We start from the raw sequence: 18,136 nt of genomic DNA, 5'->3' as shown, positions 1-18,136 counted from the left end.
GTAAGTTTGGTTTTTTTATTTGGTTGTTTCTGGAAACTAAATGAGCTTTTATTGAAGGTCAAGCGATCAAATAGATTAAGCTTACATGTTGAAATATAAGAAAAATGATTCCATGCGTCTAAGTATTTTTTGTTGTATGCTGACTGGAAAATGAGTCCAAATTTTTTCGAGGTTATTAAACCCGGTTTCGAGTAAGTGGTCCCCGGGTTCTTGGCAAAACAAGGCAATATAACGCGAGCGAGTCGAGTATAGGCCACCTTCGACATGTGGACCTTGAATTGAGTTTTCAACAGAGCCTAATTGTACCGTATTGCAGTTGAGGTAAGGTCTATCATCACCTGCACGATTTTCGCTATATTTACGCATGAAAGAGGCAAACCAACCTGATTTTTTAGGCGTAAATGGATGCCAAGGTTCAAGCTGAAAATGATGTTCGATCAACTCATGAAATTCATAGTGACGTTGTAATTTAAAGCCACGAAATAATAAGATGCCGTACTGATGCAACTCTTGCATAAGTTCTGTGCGATGGACTCTAACATAGGCGGCTAGAACGTCTACATCTGTATATTCGGGGTCTGTGACATAAATTTTGCAATAATTATTTAAAAGTGTGGTGTTTAGTTGCATGGAATGGTCTCTATAGTTATTTTTTTAATTTATTGTATTGGACTGAAGCCTTTTGGCTGAATCAGCAAATGTTCAGTGGGGGAGAGTATAAGTGTAGTTCAGGCATAAGATGTAATATTTTGTGGTGCAGAAGAACATACCGACAAATGTTGAAAGCCTTAATATTTGATGGATTTACTTTATGGACTAGCGCTTAAATATGTACGTTGGACGCAAGTGATCATTTTTTAAATTTCACATGCATTTATATTTGTTTTATATGATTATTTTATGAATTTTTAATTGAGATAGACATCCAAGTAGACCAGTTTAGTTTGTATTCACGAGCTTCTTCTAAAGTATTGAAGCATATAAGAGGTTCGTTAATATCTGATCGTGATTTGGGCTGTTAGAGAAATATTGAGCTAATAATCACTACAATTGAAAAGCCCTCGACATCCTGTCGAGGGTTTTTTAAATTCTTTCAAGCGGTATAACTCCTGTCCTACCGATCAGCATCCTGCTGTGTATGTTGTTATTTTTGTTTTTAATCTGAGACATCCTGTCTCTGTATGGTTTAACTATAACGTCGATGCTGCTTATTGAACAGCCGACAAATACTTAAGTTACTGTAAGCAATAGCGTACAGAAGAATCTCATGCTTATGCGCTGACATATTTAATGAGTTTATCAATTGCTGCTTTTAGATTCTTCTCATCAAAAGGATTTGGTTCAAAATCTTCGGTTTTATTGCGTGAAAAAATATCTCGAATTTCAATCACCGCATTGGTATCGACCAGACCGAGTTGAGTACCGACTTGGCGAATTTGGTCGATGGAGCGTGAGCCATTGGTACCACCATAACTGATATAGGCCGCAGGTTTACCTTGCCATTCTTTGCCTAAGTAATCTAGGGCATTTTTAAGCGCAGGGCTATAACCATGATTGTATTCGGGGCTAATGAAAATAAAGGCATCACCTTGGGCAATGTGGTCAGCCCATGCTTGTTGTTTGGGTTGATCATAAATCCCTGTCATTGGGGGATTTGCACCTGAAAAAATCGGTAAATCCCACTCTTTTAAGTCGACCAATTCGAGTTGGACCGTATTGAGCCCAAGTTGTTCAAAGCCTTTTTGTACCCATCGCGCAACTTTAATGGCTGTCCGACCTTCGCGAACACTGCCTATAATGACCTGAATTTTCATGAAAAATCCTTGGGAAATAAATGTGATTACGCTACGGTAGTATGAAAATTAGGCTTTGCATAGATTGAATGTGTATCTGATCGACAAATGTTTGAGGCATTAAAAAAGCCCCCGAAGGAGCTTTGGCTGACACACAGACAGTCGATCTGTGGCTTTACATAATTTTGATGCCTTGTTGGCCGGCAGGGGTCACTTTGAAGATTTCCACTTCAAAGGTAATATCTTTACCTGCCAATGGATGGTTAAAGTCGACTTCGGTGATGTCATCACCTACAGTTTTAACCACGCCATAAAGACTTTGTTTGGCTTTGTCTTCAAATTCAATCATGTGTCCTTCAATAGGACGCTGTTCAAATTTGACAGTATCAAACTGTTGTACGTTTTCAGGATTCCAAGGGCCAAAAGCATCTTCTGGTGGTAGGCTCACCGTACGACGGTCGCCAGCACGTAAACCAAACAGTGCTTTTTCAAAACCAGGCAGTAAGCTGCCATCACCCATCACCAGGCTCACAGGCTCTTCACGGCTACGTGTGTTATCAATTTCTACACCATTTTCAATGCAAACAGAAAAATGTAACTCTACTTTTGAACCTTCGCTCACGCGAGTTTCTTCATTGGGATTAATAAAATCAGTCATGGTTTACTTCGGCACGTTGGATACGGTTTTTTTCGAGAAAAAAGGTATCGATCAACAAAAGGATCGTTCCTAGCGTAATCGCACTATCTGCAATATTAAACGCAGGGAAGTGGCTGTTTTGATAGTACACATGAATAAAATCAACCACGTAGCCTAATGTTACACGGTCAATTAAATTCCCTATAGCACCACCTAAAATAAGGGCAATCGCGATGGGCAACACTTTCACAGTTTTGGGCATACGCATCAGCCAAAACAGGAAAATGACAGACACAATACCTGCAAGAGAGGTAAAGAAATAACGTTGCCAGCCGCCTGCATCGGATAAGAAACTAAAGGCTGCGCCATAGTTATGCAATAAAGTCCAATTTAAAAAGGGCAGGACTGGTACTGGATCTGCATAATTCAGATGGGTACTGGCAATCCATTTGGTCCATTGATCTAAGACAATCGCTAGAATCGCCAAACCTACCCACACCAAATTGTGCGGATAGAATTGGAATAAGCCCTTTTTCTGTTGAGGGTTAGGCATACTTTCTCTCTTCGCCTTGGCCTGTAGGAAGGTTGATAATACAACGACCACATAGACCTGGATGTGTAACATGTGTATTCACATCTGGCAGAACATGCCAGCAGCGTACACATTTTTCACCATCAGCAGCCGAGACTTGAACATTCAGACCTGTCAGATCAGAGGCTTCACCTTGAGTTGCATCGAATGCATTGACCAAGACTTGTGAAGTGATCATAACAAAGCGAAGTTCATCATCTAGACGATCCAGTACGTCTTTGAGTTCTGCATCTGCCCACAGTTCAACTTTGGCAGAGAGATTTGAACCCACAATTTTCGCGGTACGCGCAGTTTCGATGAATTTGTTCACCGCAGACTTCACTGCAATCAGCGTTTGCCAATCGGCTTCAGACAACAAGTTTGCTTTTGAAGCCACAGGAATGTCATACCATTCCGCAGTGAACACGTATTTCTCAGTTTGCTCTGGAATCAATGGCCATGCTTCTTGAGCAGTAAAGCTTAAGATTGGTGACATCCAACGTACAAAGGCTTGAACCAAATGATACAGCGCAGTTTGAGCTGAATGGCGCGCTTGTGAATCGGCTTTGGTGGTGTACTGACGGTCTTTGATGATGTCGAGGTAGAAACCACCCAAGTCATTGATACAGAAGTTGGTTAGTGCATTTGCCACGATATGGAAGTTCATATCTTCATAGGCTTGTTGAATGGTTTTCTGCACGTCCGCTGCACGTTGCAAGATGTATTGATCAAGTGCGATCAATTGATCTACAGGAAGTGCATCCGTTGATGGTGTAAAACCATTTAAGTTCGCTAACAAGAAGCGCAAAGTATTACGAATACGGCGGTAGCCATCTGATGCACGGTTAAAGATTTCTTTACCAGCAGTCATTTCATAACGGTAATCGGCCGATGCAATCCAGAAACGTAAGCCATCCGCACCCATATCTTTAATGATGTCTTGTGGGGTGATGATGTTGCCCAAAGATTTTGACATCTTACGGCCTTTTTCATCCACCACGAAGCCATGGGTCAGTAAGCCTTTGTACGGTGCACGTTCATTGATGGCAATCGAGGTGAGCAATGAAGACTGGAACCAACCACGGTGTTGGTCTGAACCTTCAAGGTATAAATCAGCAGGATCGGTGAGTTCTTCGCGTTCACGCAGCACGGCATAGTGCGTTGTGCCTGAGTCGAACCACACGTCTAAAGTGTCACGCACACAATTGTACTGTTCCGCTTCATCCCCGATAAAGTCTTTCGCTTCACGGTTATACCAAGCGTCAATTCCTTCTTGTTCGATCAACTTCGCGACTTCTTCGATCAACTCTGCTGTGCGCGGATGGAGTTCGTTGGTGTCTTTATGCACGAAGAATGGGATTGGCACGCCCCATGTACGTTGACGCGAAATACACCAGTCTGGACGACCTTCGATCATGGCTTGAATACGATTTTTACCCCAATCAGGCACAAAACTGATCTCGTTTTCAATCGCATTTAACGCATTTTGACGCAAGCCTTGTGCATCCATGCTGATAAACCACTGTGGGGTCGCACGGAAGATAATCGGTGTTTTATGGCGCCAGCAGTGCGGGTAGCTGTGTTTGATCGGTTGATGTGCCCATAAGCGACCGACGGCACCCAAAGCTTCAATGATTTTTGGATTGGCTTTGTAGATGTGCTCGCCTGCAAAAATCGGTGAAGTTGGTAAATACACACCATTACCACCCACTGGGTTTTCAACTTTTAAGTTGTACTGTAAGCCAACTTTATAGTCGTCTACACCATGGCCCGGTGCCGTATGTACCGCCCCTGTACCGCTGGTTGCAATGACATGTTCACCTAAAATCACAGGCACTTGGCGATCGGTCAGTAACGGGTGTTGTAATAATAGGTTTTCGATTACTGAGCCGTTAAAATCAGCGAGAACCACAGGATTTTCAAGCTTATAACGCTCAACTGAAGATTCAACCAAGTCTTTGGCTAAAATAAAGTTTTGCACGCCACGGTCGGTGCTAACTTGAACTAGTTGATAGTCAATTTCAGCATGGACGGCAACTGCTTGGTTTGCAGGCAAAGTCCAAGGTGTGGTGGTCCAAATTACGATATCTGTTGCGGCTTCTACGTTGATATTTAAACGTGCGCTTAAGTCTTTTAAGTCGACAACCGTAAAGCCAACGTCAATCGCGTCAGATTTTTTATCTTCATATTCCACTTCAGCTTCAGCCAAAGCTGAACCACAGTCTAAACACCAGTTCACAGGTTTAAGACCTGGTTCGATATGACCTGCTTTTGCAATTGCGCCAACAGAGCGCACAATGTCCGCTTCCTGCTTAAAGTTCATGGTCAGGTAAGGGTTGTCCCAATCACCAAACACACCCATACGCACAAAGTCTTTCTTTTGCAGTTCAACTTGGGTGTAAGCATATTCACGGCAGGCTTTACGGAAAGTAGAGGCATCCACCTTCACGCCCACTTTACCGACTTTCTCTTCTACTTTCAGTTCAATCGGAAGGCCGTGACAGTCCCAACCTGGTACATAAGGGGCATCGAAGCCGTCGAGAATACGACTTTTAATAATGATATCTTTTAAAACTTTATTGACTGCATGACCCAAGTGAATTTGGCCATTTGCATAAGGAGGGCCGTCATGCAGGACATATTTTTTCTTGCCAATACGCGACGCGCGAATCTGCTGATAAATGTTGTCGGCATACCACTCTTCTAACCATTTTGCTTCACGTACCGCAAGGTTTGCTTTCATGGCAAATTCGGTACCTGGGAGGTTGAGTGTGGCTTTATAATCCACTGCATTTTCAGTAGTTTGCTTATCGCTCATGCAAGATGTCTTCCAATTTAATCAGCGGCTCGGCTGACGCGTTTTACATAAAATTGATTGGTATTTAAAAGGGAAATGTGGGGGTGTTTTGGCGGAACTCAAGCAGTTTCACCACATCATCATCAATTCCCGCTTTTAGTGCTTCCAGCGAAGGGTAGTTCTTTTCACCATGTAAATAGTTTAAGAAAGTGACCCGCATTAACAAACCATACAGATTAGCAGAAACATCAGGGAAATGTACTTCTAATCGCCATTCTGGCTGTGCTTGTTGAATGGCTGGACGTGTTCCGACATGACCCGCACCAAAAAGCGCTGAATGGTCATATCCTGCAACCCCTAATCGATCAGGGTGGTCTGCTTTCACTTTATCGCGTAAAGACGTGGTTTCACACATCACATTTACACCATAAATGCCGTTTAAACAGGGTTTATGTCGGTTTAAACGTACATTAATGGTTGGAAAATCAAGGGTTCGGCCAATTTGGTCGCCATATTGTACGCGACCCGTAATGCTATAAGGGCGCCCTAATAACTGAGCAGCCAGCGCCAAGTCCCCTGTGGCCAGTGTTTGGCGAATCCGAGTTGAACTGACGCGTTCACCTTCTGCGAGGATGGTTTCTAGATTGTGGACTTGAAAACCATAGTTTTTGAGAAATTCGCTGTTGCCTTGGCGGTTTTTACCAAAGTGAAAGTCATCGCCTAAAACCAAACTTTGGGCATTGAGTTTTTCTTTTAAAATATCCGCAAATTGTTCTGCACTTAAACTGCGGAAGCTGTTGTCAAATTTCGCGACCGCAATATAGTCCACACCCAGCTCAGTTAAATATTCGACTTTTTCACGCAATGATGAAATACGCGGTGGAGCATCATAACCTTTAAAAAATTCAAGTGGTTGAGGCTCAAAAATCATCACCACTGTTTTTAGATTTTGTTGTTTTGCAACGGCTTTGAGCTGATGAATCATGGCTTGATGACCCAAATGCACCCCGTCAAAATTACCGATAGTGACAGCGGTTTTTTCTAATTGGGTATGTGAAGGCAAAGCATTTAGACGGAGCAGCTTCATGGGCAAATCAAGTGCTTGGAATTAAGAACGGCTTATATATTGCCATATTCTTGGGCATTCGTCTTGTGGTTGTTTTTTGACAACGCAAAATTTAGTGCAAAGTATACTTATATTGTTTTTATTGATTTATTTAATATAAATTAATCAATTTTTCTTATTTATAGATTTGATTAGTATAAATGTAGATTTTAAATGAGGCCGAACTCATGCAAAAACCATTTACACAACTTGGACAGCGGCACAATCTGATCCGTCAATTCACCCCCAACTGGTTCACTGTGAGTATGGGAACAGGTGTTGTGGCATTAATTGTATCAGAGTTTCCGATGTTAAAGGCATTCACATGGCAACTCGGCACAGGGCTGTGGTATTTCAATATTTTACTGTTCGTACTTTTTAGTGTGCTATATGGCTTACGTTGGGCATTTTATCCGCACGAAGCCAAACAGATTTTTCAACATCCAAGCATGAGTCTATTTTTAGGGACTATCCCGATGGCGCTGGCCACCATCCTCAATGGCTTTTTAAAGTATGGTCAGCCTATTTATGGCGACATAGCAGTACAGATTGCTCAAACGTTCTGGCATGCCGATGTGGTCTTGGCGCTCTTGGTGGCGTGGGCAGTTCCTTTTGCCATGTATCGACATCAGGAGCATGCTTTACAGCAGATGACCGCAGTGTGGTTATTGCCGATCGTGGCCTGTGAAGTTGCAGCCAGCAGTGGTGGTTTATTGCTGGGGCATTTGGCAGCTGATACTTATGCCGTTGCGATTTTATTGGGTAGTTATGTATTGTGGGGTGTTTCAGTATTACCCGCCTTTGCAATTTTAACGATTTTAATGTTGCGTTTGGTCTTACATAAACTACCCGAAAAAGAGCTGGCAGTCAGCAGTTGGTTGGCTTTGGGACCGATCGGTACGGGGGCTTTGGCTTTATTGATTTTAGGACAGCAAGCACCGACAGTTTTGGTGAGCATAGATTTGGCTGAAATGGGCCAGCTTTTTCAATATGCAGGAATTTTCGGTAGTCTCATTCTGCTCGGTTTTGGGTTATGGTGGTTAGGCATTGCTGTGATGACCACTTTACACCATGCCAAACAGGACTTGCCGTTTAATCTGGGCTGGTGGGGACTGACATTTCCGTTGGGCGTATATACACTGGCAATCTTAACCTTAGCCCAACAACTCAATTTGGCCTTCCTGTATGCCGTTGGTTATGCTTTTGCAGCCATCCTGATGTTGTTATGGAGTTTGGTCGCAACCAAGACGGCACAGGGTTTTTATCAAGGTCATTTGTTCTTTTCGCCGTGCTTAAAAACCTATTTAGAACAGCAGTATAAATGAGGTCTGCAATCCTTTCAGTTTAAAGCGCCATTTGATCTTATATATGTTGTTTGAGCAGAGACCAGAGGCGCTTTTCTTTCGGATCGATTTGTTTTCTAATGGCACGCATGAAGTCTGTTAATTGAGTATTTTATGTCGGATGTTGCACTAATCATGGCTTTGCCGAATGAGTCTAAAGGATTGTTTGAGCAAGCAGGGATTGAAGTCCATTACAGCGGTATTGGTAAAGTCAACGCGGCCTATAAAGCATTTGAAGTGATTCAAAAAACAGGCTGTAAAACCCTGATTAATTTAGGCACAGCAGGCAGTACGTATTTTGATAAGCACGAATTGGTTGAAGTCTCTCAATTTGTACAACGCGACATGGATGTCTCTCCACTGGGTTTCGCTGTCGGTTTTACCCCATTTGACACCATGCATCCTGCGGAAATTCATTTAGAACCGTTTTTCCAACAACTCCGCACTGGTATCTGTGGAACAGGGGATAGCTTTGAAACGGGTGAATCCAAAGTACCGTGTCATTTGGTTGATATGGAAGGATATGCGCTGGCAAAGGTCTGTAAAAAACAGGGTGTCCGTCTGATTTCGGTCAAATATATTTCAGACGGTGCCAACGACACCGCGCATTTGGACTGGGAAGACAATTTGTTATTGGGAGCTCAGAAATTATTAGCATTATTTGAAAGTATCTGAGGCTTTGATTCTGTCTTTTTCAATTCGGCGACCATAGAGTGCTATGGTCGTATGCCAAAATTACTCAGCTTTGAATAATGCAGACGGTGTTCGCGGGATCACGCCATACAGCATCATATGCACGGTATGTTGAATGACTCGTTGTTGCATGCTGCGGTTACGTAGGGTTTTACCTGTCACCATTTCCATTTGCGTGGCAAAGTCAGCATAGTTTTGCGTTAATGCCCAAATGTTGAGGATTAACAGCTCAGGGTCTATTTCAGTTGAAATTTTACCTTGCTCTTGCCAATTGCTAATGACTTTGGCTTTACGTTTGACCAACTTCTTTAAAGGCCCTTTGAGGATTTCCAAAATATGCGGAGCCCCTTGGATCACTTCTAACGCAAACAAGCGAGACGCTTTCGGTTGAGTCCGAGAAACCTCAATCTTTTGCAATAAGTAGTTGGTGATCGCTTCTTCTGGCTCTAAGTCAGCTTCTAACATTTGTAGTGGGGCTAACCATTTTTGTAGAACCGTCGTTAAAACTTCAACGTACAAAGCTTCTTTATTTTCATAGTAATAGAAAATATTCGATTTGTGCATTTCAGCAATCTGTGCGATTTCATCTAAGCTTGCTCCATTAAATCCATAGAGCGAGAAGACGTCTAGTGCAGCATTCAGCAGCTGGTGGCGTTTTTGAGTACTCTTTTTCTGTTCCATTCTCTAATTTAAAAAACAATAAAAAGGGGGAAGGACAAATTGTACGGCAAATCATCAGATTTGTGCACAAAGTGGAAATTTAATTTTTTGAATAATGATCATTTATTCTGTAGATTGGCTCTTAAATTGCGATAAATTCTAAAAGTTGTCCAATAAAATATAATTATATAAAAACTATTTTGTCTAAACTATATGAAATGATTCAATGTGAAGTGGTATGTTTTGATAAAAATAACGTGAAATTTATTACATTATTTAAAATAAAGTATGCTCAATTTATATGATGGTCTTGTGTTTTTTTACTGAAATTCAGCATAAAAAATCCTTAGCCCCCAAGCTAAGGATTTTTTAGTCTACTTATGTGGCTAAAACCGCATTTAACACCTGCTGTTCAAGGGTATTGAACTGCATATCTTTGACGCGAGGGCGGGGCAGGTCGACTTGAAACTCTTTGGCAATATGGCCACGGTCTAGCAAAATAATCCGATCGGCCAGTTGAACAGACTCACTAACATCATGGGTGACTAATATGGCGGTAAAGCCTTGTTCCGTCCATAATTTTTCAATCAAATTCTGCATGTCTAAGCGGGTTAAGGCATCGAGTGCTCCCAAAGGTTCATCGAGCAATAAAATCCGTGGTTTATGCGATAAAGCCCGTGCCAAAGCGGTCCGTTGACGCTGTCCCCCAGAGAGCTGCGAAGGCCAAAGTCCCGCTTTTTCTTTGAGTCCGACTTTTTCTAGCAAACCCGAGGCAGTGGCATGTTGTTGTTTCGGCAGCCCCAGTTGTACGTTTTGTTCAATGGAGCGCCATGGTAACAGTCGTGGATCTTGGAACATGACCCGTATATCGTCTGCGGTAATCCCTTCGCGGAGGTGTCGTGCGGACTTAAACTTAATTTCGCCGTAGCTTTGTTGTTCTAAGTTGGCAATCAGGCGCAGGAGGGTACTTTTACCACAACCACTGCGTCCGACAATGGCTAAAAACTCACCCGGCTGAATATGCAGATCTAAGTCTTCAAGGACTTTAACTGAACCATAAAACTTATGCAGTTGTTCGATAATAATTTCGGCCCCAAGCACCGCTTGAGGGTTAATGTCTTGATTGTGATTTGGCGGCGATGGAATGTTGGCATGGCGACCAAGGCTTAAATCAGTCATCTCAGGCTCCTTATTTTTGGTATCCTGCATGCCAGCGCAGCAGGTATTTTTCTAATGTGACGGCCAGTACATCAGCCAATTTTCCAAGTAGGGCATACAGTAAAATCCCCACCAAGACGATGTCGGTCTGTAAAAATTCACGCGCATTCATAGTCATATAACCGATGCCCGCTTGGGCAGAAATGGTTTCAGCAACGATCAGCAGGACCCACACCAAACCCAGTGAAAAGCGCAGTCCGACTAAAATAGACGGCATCGCACCCGGTAAAATAATTTCTTTATACAATTGCCAACGGGTCAAACCATAGCTTTTCCCCATTTCAATCAGTTGTGGATCTACCGAACGGATGCCGTGATAGGTGTTGATGTAAATGGGGAAAAAGACCCCGACCGCAACCAAGAACAGCTTGGCGGTTTCATCAATCCCGAACCATAAGATCACCAACGGAATAAGTGCCAGTGCGGGAATATTTCGGATCATCTGTAGAGTGGTGTCGAGCAGGGTTGACGCTGTTTTCGATGAACCATTTAACAAACCCAGAAATAGCCCTAACCCCCCACCCACCAATAGGCCGAGTAAGGCACGGCCTGCACTAACTTGCACATGCTTCCATAGTTCACCACTCATTAGCAGGTGCCAAAAAGCAGTAACCACTGCCGTTGGTGCAGGTAAAATCCGACTTTCTAAAAGTCCTGTGCTGGAGGCAATTTGCCAAAGCACAATCAAGCCGATAGGAAAGAGCCAAGGCAGCAATAGCTGCCCTAACTGAGTTCCACGTGAAACCTTTTCCTGCTGGAGGGTTTGCACTGAAACGATTTTGGACATTAGGCAGGCTCCTGAATCACTTTTGTTTTTTTGTTTTCATCGGGTGTGTAGTTGTTTGCCACAATCTCACCAAAGGGGCCTGTTAAATTTGGTTGTGCCAACTTTGTTTGAGTTTCAAGCGGCAGGAGTGGGAACACCAACTCGGCAAAACGAATCGACTCTTCAAGATGTGGATAGCCTGAGAAAATAAAGGTGCTGATGCCCAAGTCTGCATATTCTTGAATACGGGCTGCAACCGTTTCAGGGTCGCCGACCAATGCCGTACCTGCACCCCCACGAACCAGACCTACGCCAGCCCAAAGGTTTGGGGACACTTCCAGTTTGCTACGGTCACCATTATGCAGTTCAGCCATGCGACGTTGACCGACCGAGTCCATGCTCTTAAATTTGGCTTGTGCCGCAGCAATGGTGGCATCATCGACATATTGAATGAGCTCTTCTGCCGCTTGCCATGCTTGTTCATTGGTTTCACGCACAATCACATGCAGACGAATACCATAGTTGAGCGTACGACCTTTGGCCTCGGCTTTGGCACGGACAGTGTCAATTTTTGCTTTGACTGCCGCAGGAGGTTCCCCCCATGTCAGATATGTGTCAACCTGATCAGTGGCTAACTCGATGGCATCATCCGATGAACCGCCAAACCAAAGTGGAGGGTAGGGTTGTTGCACCGGTGGATATAGCAGTTTGGCATCATCTACCTTTAGACGTTCGCCGTGAAAGGTAAAGCTTTCACCTGTATGGGAACGGGTTAAAATCTCACGCCAAATTTTGACGTATTCATTGGCAGTTTTATAGCGAGTGGAGTGGTCTTCATAAACGCCATCGCCTTGCAGTTCTTTTTCATCGCCACCTGTCACCAAGTTCAATAAAACCCGACCATTGGAGAGACGGTCAAAGGTGGCTGCCATCCGTGCAGCCAGTGCCGGAGTGGTCACGCCTGGACGCAGTGCAACTAGGAATTTTAATTTTTTTGTGGCATCAATCAGGCTGGCTGCGGTCAACCATGGGTCTTCACATGAACGACCTGTTGGAATCAGCACACCTTCATAACCCAAATTATCCACGGCAACAGCAATCTGTTTCATATAGGCATGGTCCACTTGACGAGCACCTTTGCTGGTACCTAAGTAGCGACTGTCACCGTGAGTTGGGATAAACCAGAAAATTTTCATTTTAAAAAATCCTTAGATAGAGTCGTTTAAGGTTTGCTCGGTGCAACCCAAACGGTACTTTGAACTTGAATGTGTTTCGGAATGAGCTGGACTTGTTGGAACAAATCTGCAATTTGTTGTTGTGCTTGCACCACTTCAGGCGTCAGGGTTTGAATTGGTGAAGGCTTCAGACGTTTGTCGATGACGCGTTGGGCAATAGAGGGCTGTAAACCCGTACTTTGGGTATAGACGGAAAGTGCTTGCGCTTGGTTTTTTAGCACCCATTGATCGGCCAAATTTAGCCCGTGAATGAACTGAGCGGTGGCTTCAGGGTAGGTCTGAATGAATTTCGGGTTGCCAATATAAAAAGAATAGGTTTGCGGAAATGCTGTGCCATCAATCAAGACTTTGGCCTGTGCATCCTGCTCTGCTGCACTGAGGTAGGGTTCCCAAATGGCCCATGCATCTATGGATTGTTTATCAAACGCGGCACGCGCATCCGCAGGGGGCAGCCAAATCGGTTGAATGTCCTGCCAACTGAGTCCTGCTTTTTGTAAGACTTTCGCCAGTAACTCATGTGCGCTTGAACCGCGTTGTACCGCAATCCGTTTGCCTTTTAAGGCCTGTACTGAATCAATGGAACTATTTTTAGCAATCAACAGCGCTTGAGCATTCGCCGGAACCTGTTCATAGCCGACATAACTCAGCTCTTTGTCAGCAGCTTGAGCAAAGATCGGTGGGGTATTGCCCACAGAGCCAAAATCAACTGCGCCGACGGCCAAGGCTTCTAACATTTGTGGGCCAGCGGGGAATTCTTTCCATTCAATTTTGGCTTGAGGAAATTGTTGCTCAAATAATTTTTGCTCACGTGCGACCAATAGGTTCAAAGATGACTTTTGAAAGCCAATCGACAGGGTTTTAACTGGATCTGCTGCCTGCTTTTCAGAAGTATTTGTTGCTGCCGTGTCTTGCTTTTGGCATCCCCCGAGTCCAAGACTCAAGGTGACGATACCAATACTGGAAACTGTTTTAAGTGTTTTCATAATGATCTCGTTATTTTTGTTTAATAATGGCAGCGTCAATATTCAGTTTGTTCGGAATGAGTTTTTGTTGATAGAAAGCATCCGCAACGTACTGCTGTTTTTTTGCGACTTCGGCTGAAATGGGTTGAACGCCAAAGCCCATACGCCCAATCGAGCTTTGTAAAATGTCTAAAGACAAGCCTGTCGGTTTTTCTAACAATTTGGCTGCCTGTTGTTGATTTTGTTCGACCCACTGTGTGGTGGTGTTGAGTTCATGGACGACCGTTTTTAAAACTTCTGGATGGGTTTCGGAAAATTTACGATCGGCCAAATAGAACTGATGATTACTGACTAAGTTTTCTCCCGTAGCAATCACACGTGCTGAGATTTGGTGTTCAGCGGCAGCAAAGAAGGGATCCCAAATGACCCAAGCGTCGACTGCACCACGTTCAAACGCAGCACGTGCATCTGATGGGGGTAGATAGACTGCTTCAATATCAGAAAGTTTCAGATTGTTCGCTTCTAACAGTTTGAGTAGCAGGTAATGCACATTTGAACCTTTGTTGAGTGCAATCCGTTTGCCTTTTAAATCTTGGATGCTTTGAATCTTTGAGTCTTTTTGTACGATCAGTGCTTCTGCTTTAGGTGCAGCAGGTTGGTTGGCAATGTAAACCAAGTTCGAATTTGCAGCTTGTGCGAAAATCGGAGGCGCTTCACCTGCTTCACCAAAGACCACACTGCCGACATTTAAGCCTTCGAGGAGCTGTGGACCTGCAGGAAACTCGACCCATTTCACTTGGACATTTTGTGCTTTAAGCACCGTTTCTAAAGCGCCACGCTCTTTGACGATGGGCAAAATGCCATATTTTTGAAAGCCAATATTGAGTGTGACGGCCTCAGCTTCTTTTTTCCCACATCCAGATAACATCATGGCACCCACGACTGCTGCAGAAAGAACGCTTGTTTTGATCCAGAACTGTGCTCGAGAAGTGCTCATGTGTTTCATAACTCCAAATAAATAAGGTGAGTGAGTTGGTGAACACATACGCTAATGGGCATTTCTTTTCAGAAAAAATAAGAAATCGGGCTTTAGACATGAAAAAAAAAGATAAAAACAAAAGTGCAAAACTTATGCAAAAAACAGCAATATAAAAAACATAAAATATAAAATTTATTGAGGTTAAATTATTGATATTTATTATTTAAAAGGTATTTTTGTTTTTGGAATAAGCTTAGTGTTTCACGCAATATAGATTTGAGCGATTTTTGCGGTGTTTTCTAGATAAAGATATGAGAAATAAAGATATCCATAATCCTGCAAAAGCCACTTAAAGTGGCTTTTTAAAGACGAGCGAGTTGCGCTGATAGTTGTATAAGGCTTGGCGTGCATTGGGAAGTTCATCGACATTGGCCGTTTCAAAGCCATGTTCTAAGAACCAATGTGCAGTACGTGTGGTCAGTACAAACAACTGTTGAATGCCCATACTGCGGGCTTTACCTTCGAGATAATGCAAAATTTGGCTGCCGCGATTTGATTTGCGATAGCTAGGATCGACTGCGACACAGGCAATTTCGGCACTGCGGATTTCACCCTCTGCCGCTGGCAGTGGGTAGAGCGCAGCACAGGCCAAGATCATGCCATCACGTTCAATTACCGCAAATTGCCCAATTTCGTTTTCGAGACGTTCACGTGAGCGATAAACCAAAATGCCTTCTTCTTCAAGTGGGCGTAATAGGTTAATCAGCCCGCCGACATCTTGAATGTTGGCCATACGGACTTCTTCATAATGGGCATCGGTAATCATGGTACCCGAACCATCACGCGTGAAGAGCTCCTCAACCAAGGCACCATCATAAGCATAGGAAATCAGATGGACGCGATGTACGCCGTGCGTCGAGGCTTTTTTGGCACCGCGTAAATGTACCGCAATGTCTGGATTCGAATCTTGGTATTTCTCAATTTGTGCATCGAGCTTGTGTGGCGAAATTTCGCGTTGCAACTGACCATGTTCATTGAGCAGACCATGCTGTCTGCCCAAGAAAATCAGTTTGTCCGCTTTAAGATGAATCGCCGTGCGGGTCGCTACTTCTTCTGCCAGTAGGTTGAACACTTCGCCTGTGGTGGAATAGCCAGTTGGCCCGAGCAGCACAATATTGTGATTATCCAAATGGCGTTGAATGGCGTCGGTATCGACCGTACGGACTTCGCCGGTTAACTGAAAATCAACCCCATCGCGAATACCATAGGGCTTGGCTGTGACAAAATTCCCTGAAACTACATCAATGCGTGCGCCGTACATCGGTGAGTTGGCCAGTCCCATCGACAGTAAGGCTTCAATTTGCAAACGAATCGAGCCCACCGCATTCATCACACAGCCCAAAGATTCTCGGGTGGTGACGCGACGATACTGATGAAATGGCGTTTGTAGTTGGCTTTGTTTTAAGTTGTGGTTGATTTGCGGACGCGCTCCATGCACCAAGATCAGGCGAATCCCGAGTGAATGCAGCAGGGCAATGTCGTGAATAATATGTTGAAAGTTATCATGCTGAACGGCTTCACCATCGAACATAATCACAAAGGTTTTATTACGGTGAGCATTGATATAAGGCGCAGAATGTCGAAACCAATGCACATACTGCAAAGTTGTACTGTGATGTGTTTCGATCGAATTCGTTTGCATGCCTGTCTCAAAATGAACTGCTTAGCATGATTTTAATCAAAAAATGCAGAAGAGGAAGTCTTAAATAGAAAAACACCTGAAGCAACGTTCAGGTGTTCTATCGGTTTTGCGACACAAGTCAGAATTAACCGATAATACGCAGGATACGGTTATTGCGTTCATTGACTAAAACATAGTCACCATTGATCTTGTACCACTGTTGGTAACGCCCTGTGTTGGGTAGGCGACGCGCTTCGCGGTCACTGACATGGTAACGCGATGAGTCATAGCCGCGTGGTAAGGTTTGACCTGAGCGCCAGTCACGGCTTGGGTTAACACGTTTGTTTTGGTAGCGGTTGTTATTGTCCCAACGACGGTCATCGCGATGATCCCAACGTGAGTCATGATCATGCGAGCGGTCATAGTACTGCGGAGCTGCCATTGCAGATGTGGCCATGAGTGCGCCTAAAGAGAGCGTGATTGCAGTCAGAATTTTTTTCATTGCTTTCGTCCAGTATTAGTCTTGTTTCGATCATTCAAAATTAGCGAATAACTCTAGAGAAAGCGTGAGGGCTATTTAGGTGAATTGTGAAATGTATGAAGAGACTGAGGAGATTGTTGTTTTTCTGCAATGTTTTCAAACAAAAGCTTTGGCACATAAAAAAACCTGAAACAACGCCTTTCTTGCTGTGCCTGACTGTGGTCTCTTAAGAGGAGTATGCAGTCGTACTAAAGCGGGTGAAAGGGTGTTGATTCAGGTCTCAATAATGTTGCTGAGTTATACAAAACGAAGCGCAGATTAAAGCCCCATAATGCGCAGAATATTGTTGCTGTCTGCATCGACTAAGATGTAGTCGTTATTGATTTTGTACCACTGCTGGTTTCGGTTTGGCTTTGGAAGATTATGGTCTTTATATTCGACTTTATAGCCGTTACCACGGTAATGCTGTGGCATGACATAACCTTGTTGCCATTTATGCTGTTGTAAACGTTTGACACCGCGCTCTTCGCGCATACGTCGACGATCTTGTTGATCGTCATCATCTGAATCGCGAAAGTCACGTCCGCGGGGCTCATTACCATAGCGTGGATGATCGTGGTCAAACTGAGGGGCAGCAGTACTGAGACTGCTTGCCATCAAAGCACTGAAAGAGATTGCCAATACTGTCAAAATCTTTTTCATGTTGAATCCTCATTAAGGTAATTTCATTCTTTCCTATAATGTACGAAAAAAATGCAGAGAAACTGTGAAGATGAATTGGGTATTTATTAACAAATGCAGAGATATTAAGAAGATTATGCCCAATTCTAAGCCTGAATTAAATCATCAATTGCGCTAAAGTCCAAAGCAAACAGTCTGTATCTTCTGATTTTTGACTCATTTTGAGGGCTCATATCTCCCTTTGTCAAAGAACGCATAGTGCATTATTTAATTCCACTGCTGCGTCAGATGTTGTAATGAATAGATTGAATGAACCACTGCTTCAGCTTGGTTGGCATCCTCCAAAGCACAAATCAGGCTTTCGGGTAGTTGTAAATTATGGATATGACGAATGGTGTCATGTTTACGTTGCAAATCAGCCATGCTGCATCCTTATTTTCAATTTTTGATGAATTAGGATGATAAATAGGAAATTTAAATCTGAAAAACCGAATATTTTTATTAAAGTAATTTAAAAATACGATTTAAAATATC

General features: G+C 43.5%; 18 protein-coding genes. 2 read left to right on the top strand and 16 right to left on the bottom strand.

Going from position 1 to position 18,136, the window contains the following annotated elements; all coding sequences use genetic code 11:
• Positions 1-81: 81 nt before the first annotated feature.
• From AC5EUN_RS16440 to ribF, 6 genes are all read right to left on the bottom strand, one after another.
• A complete protein-coding gene (locus tag AC5EUN_RS16440) occupies positions 82-630 on the bottom strand; it encodes a TauD/TfdA family dioxygenase (protein ID WP_279737340.1) in 549 nt (182 codons plus the stop codon).
• Between the two features lie 641 nt (positions 631-1,271).
• Positions 1,272-1,814, bottom strand: a complete 543-nt coding sequence (locus AC5EUN_RS16435; RefSeq protein WP_087014932.1) for an NADPH-dependent FMN reductase — start codon at positions 1,812-1,814, stop codon at positions 1,272-1,274.
• Positions 1,815-1,968: 154 nt separating this feature from the next.
• On the bottom strand, positions 1,969-2,451 hold the full coding sequence (locus tag AC5EUN_RS16430) for an FKBP-type peptidyl-prolyl cis-trans isomerase (RefSeq protein ID WP_004684162.1): 483 nt from the start codon (positions 2,449-2,451) through the stop codon (positions 1,969-1,971).
• A complete protein-coding gene (lspA, locus tag AC5EUN_RS16425) occupies positions 2,444-2,983 on the bottom strand; it encodes a signal peptidase II (RefSeq protein WP_005401585.1) in 540 nt (179 codons plus the stop codon). The genes AC5EUN_RS16430 and lspA overlap by 8 nt, the downstream gene beginning before the upstream one ends.
• Positions 2,976-5,819: an isoleucine--tRNA ligase gene (ileS, locus tag AC5EUN_RS16420; protein ID WP_493352458.1), complete on the bottom strand. Its 2,844-nt coding sequence runs from the start codon at positions 5,817-5,819 to the stop codon at positions 2,976-2,978. The genes lspA and ileS overlap by 8 nt, the downstream gene beginning before the upstream one ends.
• A gap of 64 nt (positions 5,820-5,883) precedes the next feature.
• Entirely contained in the window at positions 5,884-6,885 is a 1,002-nt protein-coding gene (gene ribF, locus AC5EUN_RS16415) for a bifunctional riboflavin kinase/FAD synthetase (RefSeq protein WP_493352457.1), read from the bottom strand.
• 206 nt (positions 6,886-7,091) lie between these two features.
• On the opposite strand from ribF, the gene AC5EUN_RS16410 reads away from it, so the two are divergent.
• Entirely contained in the window at positions 7,092-8,228 is a 1,137-nt protein-coding gene (locus AC5EUN_RS16410) for a TDT family transporter (protein ID WP_493352456.1), read from the top strand.
• A 132-nt stretch (positions 8,229-8,360) separates the two neighbouring features.
• On the top strand, positions 8,361-8,921 hold the full coding sequence (locus tag AC5EUN_RS16405; protein ID WP_058952462.1) for a phosphorylase family protein: 561 nt from the start codon (positions 8,361-8,363) through the stop codon (positions 8,919-8,921).
• A gap of 60 nt (positions 8,922-8,981) precedes the next feature.
• Here AC5EUN_RS16405 and AC5EUN_RS16400 read toward each other — a convergent pair whose 3' ends face one another.
• The 10 genes from AC5EUN_RS16400 to AC5EUN_RS16355 all read right to left on the bottom strand — a co-directional run bounded on the left by AC5EUN_RS16400 (position 8,982) and on the right by AC5EUN_RS16355 (position 18,025).
• Positions 8,982-9,620, bottom strand: a complete 639-nt coding sequence (locus AC5EUN_RS16400; RefSeq protein WP_058868590.1) for a TetR/AcrR family transcriptional regulator — start codon at positions 9,618-9,620, stop codon at positions 8,982-8,984.
• Positions 9,621-9,977: 357 nt separating this feature from the next.
• Positions 9,978-10,778: an ABC transporter ATP-binding protein gene (locus tag AC5EUN_RS16395; RefSeq protein ID WP_493352455.1), complete on the bottom strand. Its 801-nt coding sequence runs from the start codon at positions 10,776-10,778 to the stop codon at positions 9,978-9,980.
• A 10-nt stretch (positions 10,779-10,788) separates the two neighbouring features.
• Positions 10,789-11,604, bottom strand: a complete 816-nt coding sequence (gene ssuC / locus AC5EUN_RS16390; RefSeq protein ID WP_493352454.1) for an aliphatic sulfonate ABC transporter permease SsuC — start codon at positions 11,602-11,604, stop codon at positions 10,789-10,791.
• The gene (gene ssuD / locus AC5EUN_RS16385; RefSeq protein ID WP_493352453.1) at positions 11,604-12,779 is read right to left on the bottom strand and encodes an FMNH2-dependent alkanesulfonate monooxygenase; all 1,176 of its coding nucleotides are present in this window, start codon (positions 12,777-12,779) and stop codon (positions 11,604-11,606) included. The genes ssuC and ssuD overlap by 1 nt, the downstream gene beginning before the upstream one ends.
• 26 nt (positions 12,780-12,805) lie before the next feature.
• Positions 12,806-13,801: an aliphatic sulfonate ABC transporter substrate-binding protein gene (locus tag AC5EUN_RS16380; RefSeq protein WP_493352452.1), complete on the bottom strand. Its 996-nt coding sequence runs from the start codon at positions 13,799-13,801 to the stop codon at positions 12,806-12,808.
• Positions 13,802-13,811: 10 nt separating this feature from the next.
• Positions 13,812-14,777 carry a sulfonate ABC transporter substrate-binding protein gene (locus AC5EUN_RS16375; protein WP_493352451.1) on the bottom strand — a complete coding sequence of 322 codons (966 nt, stop codon included), beginning with the start codon at positions 14,775-14,777 and terminating at the stop codon, positions 13,812-13,814.
• Between the two features lie 331 nt (positions 14,778-15,108).
• Positions 15,109-16,461, bottom strand: coding sequence for an amino-acid N-acetyltransferase (argA, locus tag AC5EUN_RS16370; protein WP_493352450.1), 1,353 nt, complete (start codon positions 16,459-16,461; stop codon positions 15,109-15,111).
• A 124-nt stretch (positions 16,462-16,585) separates the two neighbouring features.
• Complete coding sequence (locus AC5EUN_RS16365) at positions 16,586-16,942, bottom strand: RcnB family protein (RefSeq protein WP_493352449.1); 357 nt, start codon at positions 16,940-16,942, stop codon at positions 16,586-16,588.
• A gap of 297 nt (positions 16,943-17,239) precedes the next feature.
• Complete coding sequence (locus tag AC5EUN_RS16360) at positions 17,240-17,623, bottom strand: RcnB family protein (RefSeq protein ID WP_004983820.1); 384 nt, start codon at positions 17,621-17,623, stop codon at positions 17,240-17,242.
• Between the two features lie 246 nt (positions 17,624-17,869).
• Positions 17,870-18,025: a hypothetical protein gene (locus tag AC5EUN_RS16355; RefSeq protein ID WP_286407706.1), complete on the bottom strand. Its 156-nt coding sequence runs from the start codon at positions 18,023-18,025 to the stop codon at positions 17,870-17,872.
• Between the last annotated feature and the right edge of the window lie 111 nt (positions 18,026-18,136).

This window comes from Acinetobacter sp. CAU_H_S170_2 (assembly GCF_058890445.1).
Note: the sequence above shows the minus strand (reverse complement) of the source record. Positions and strands in the feature narration are given on the sequence as shown.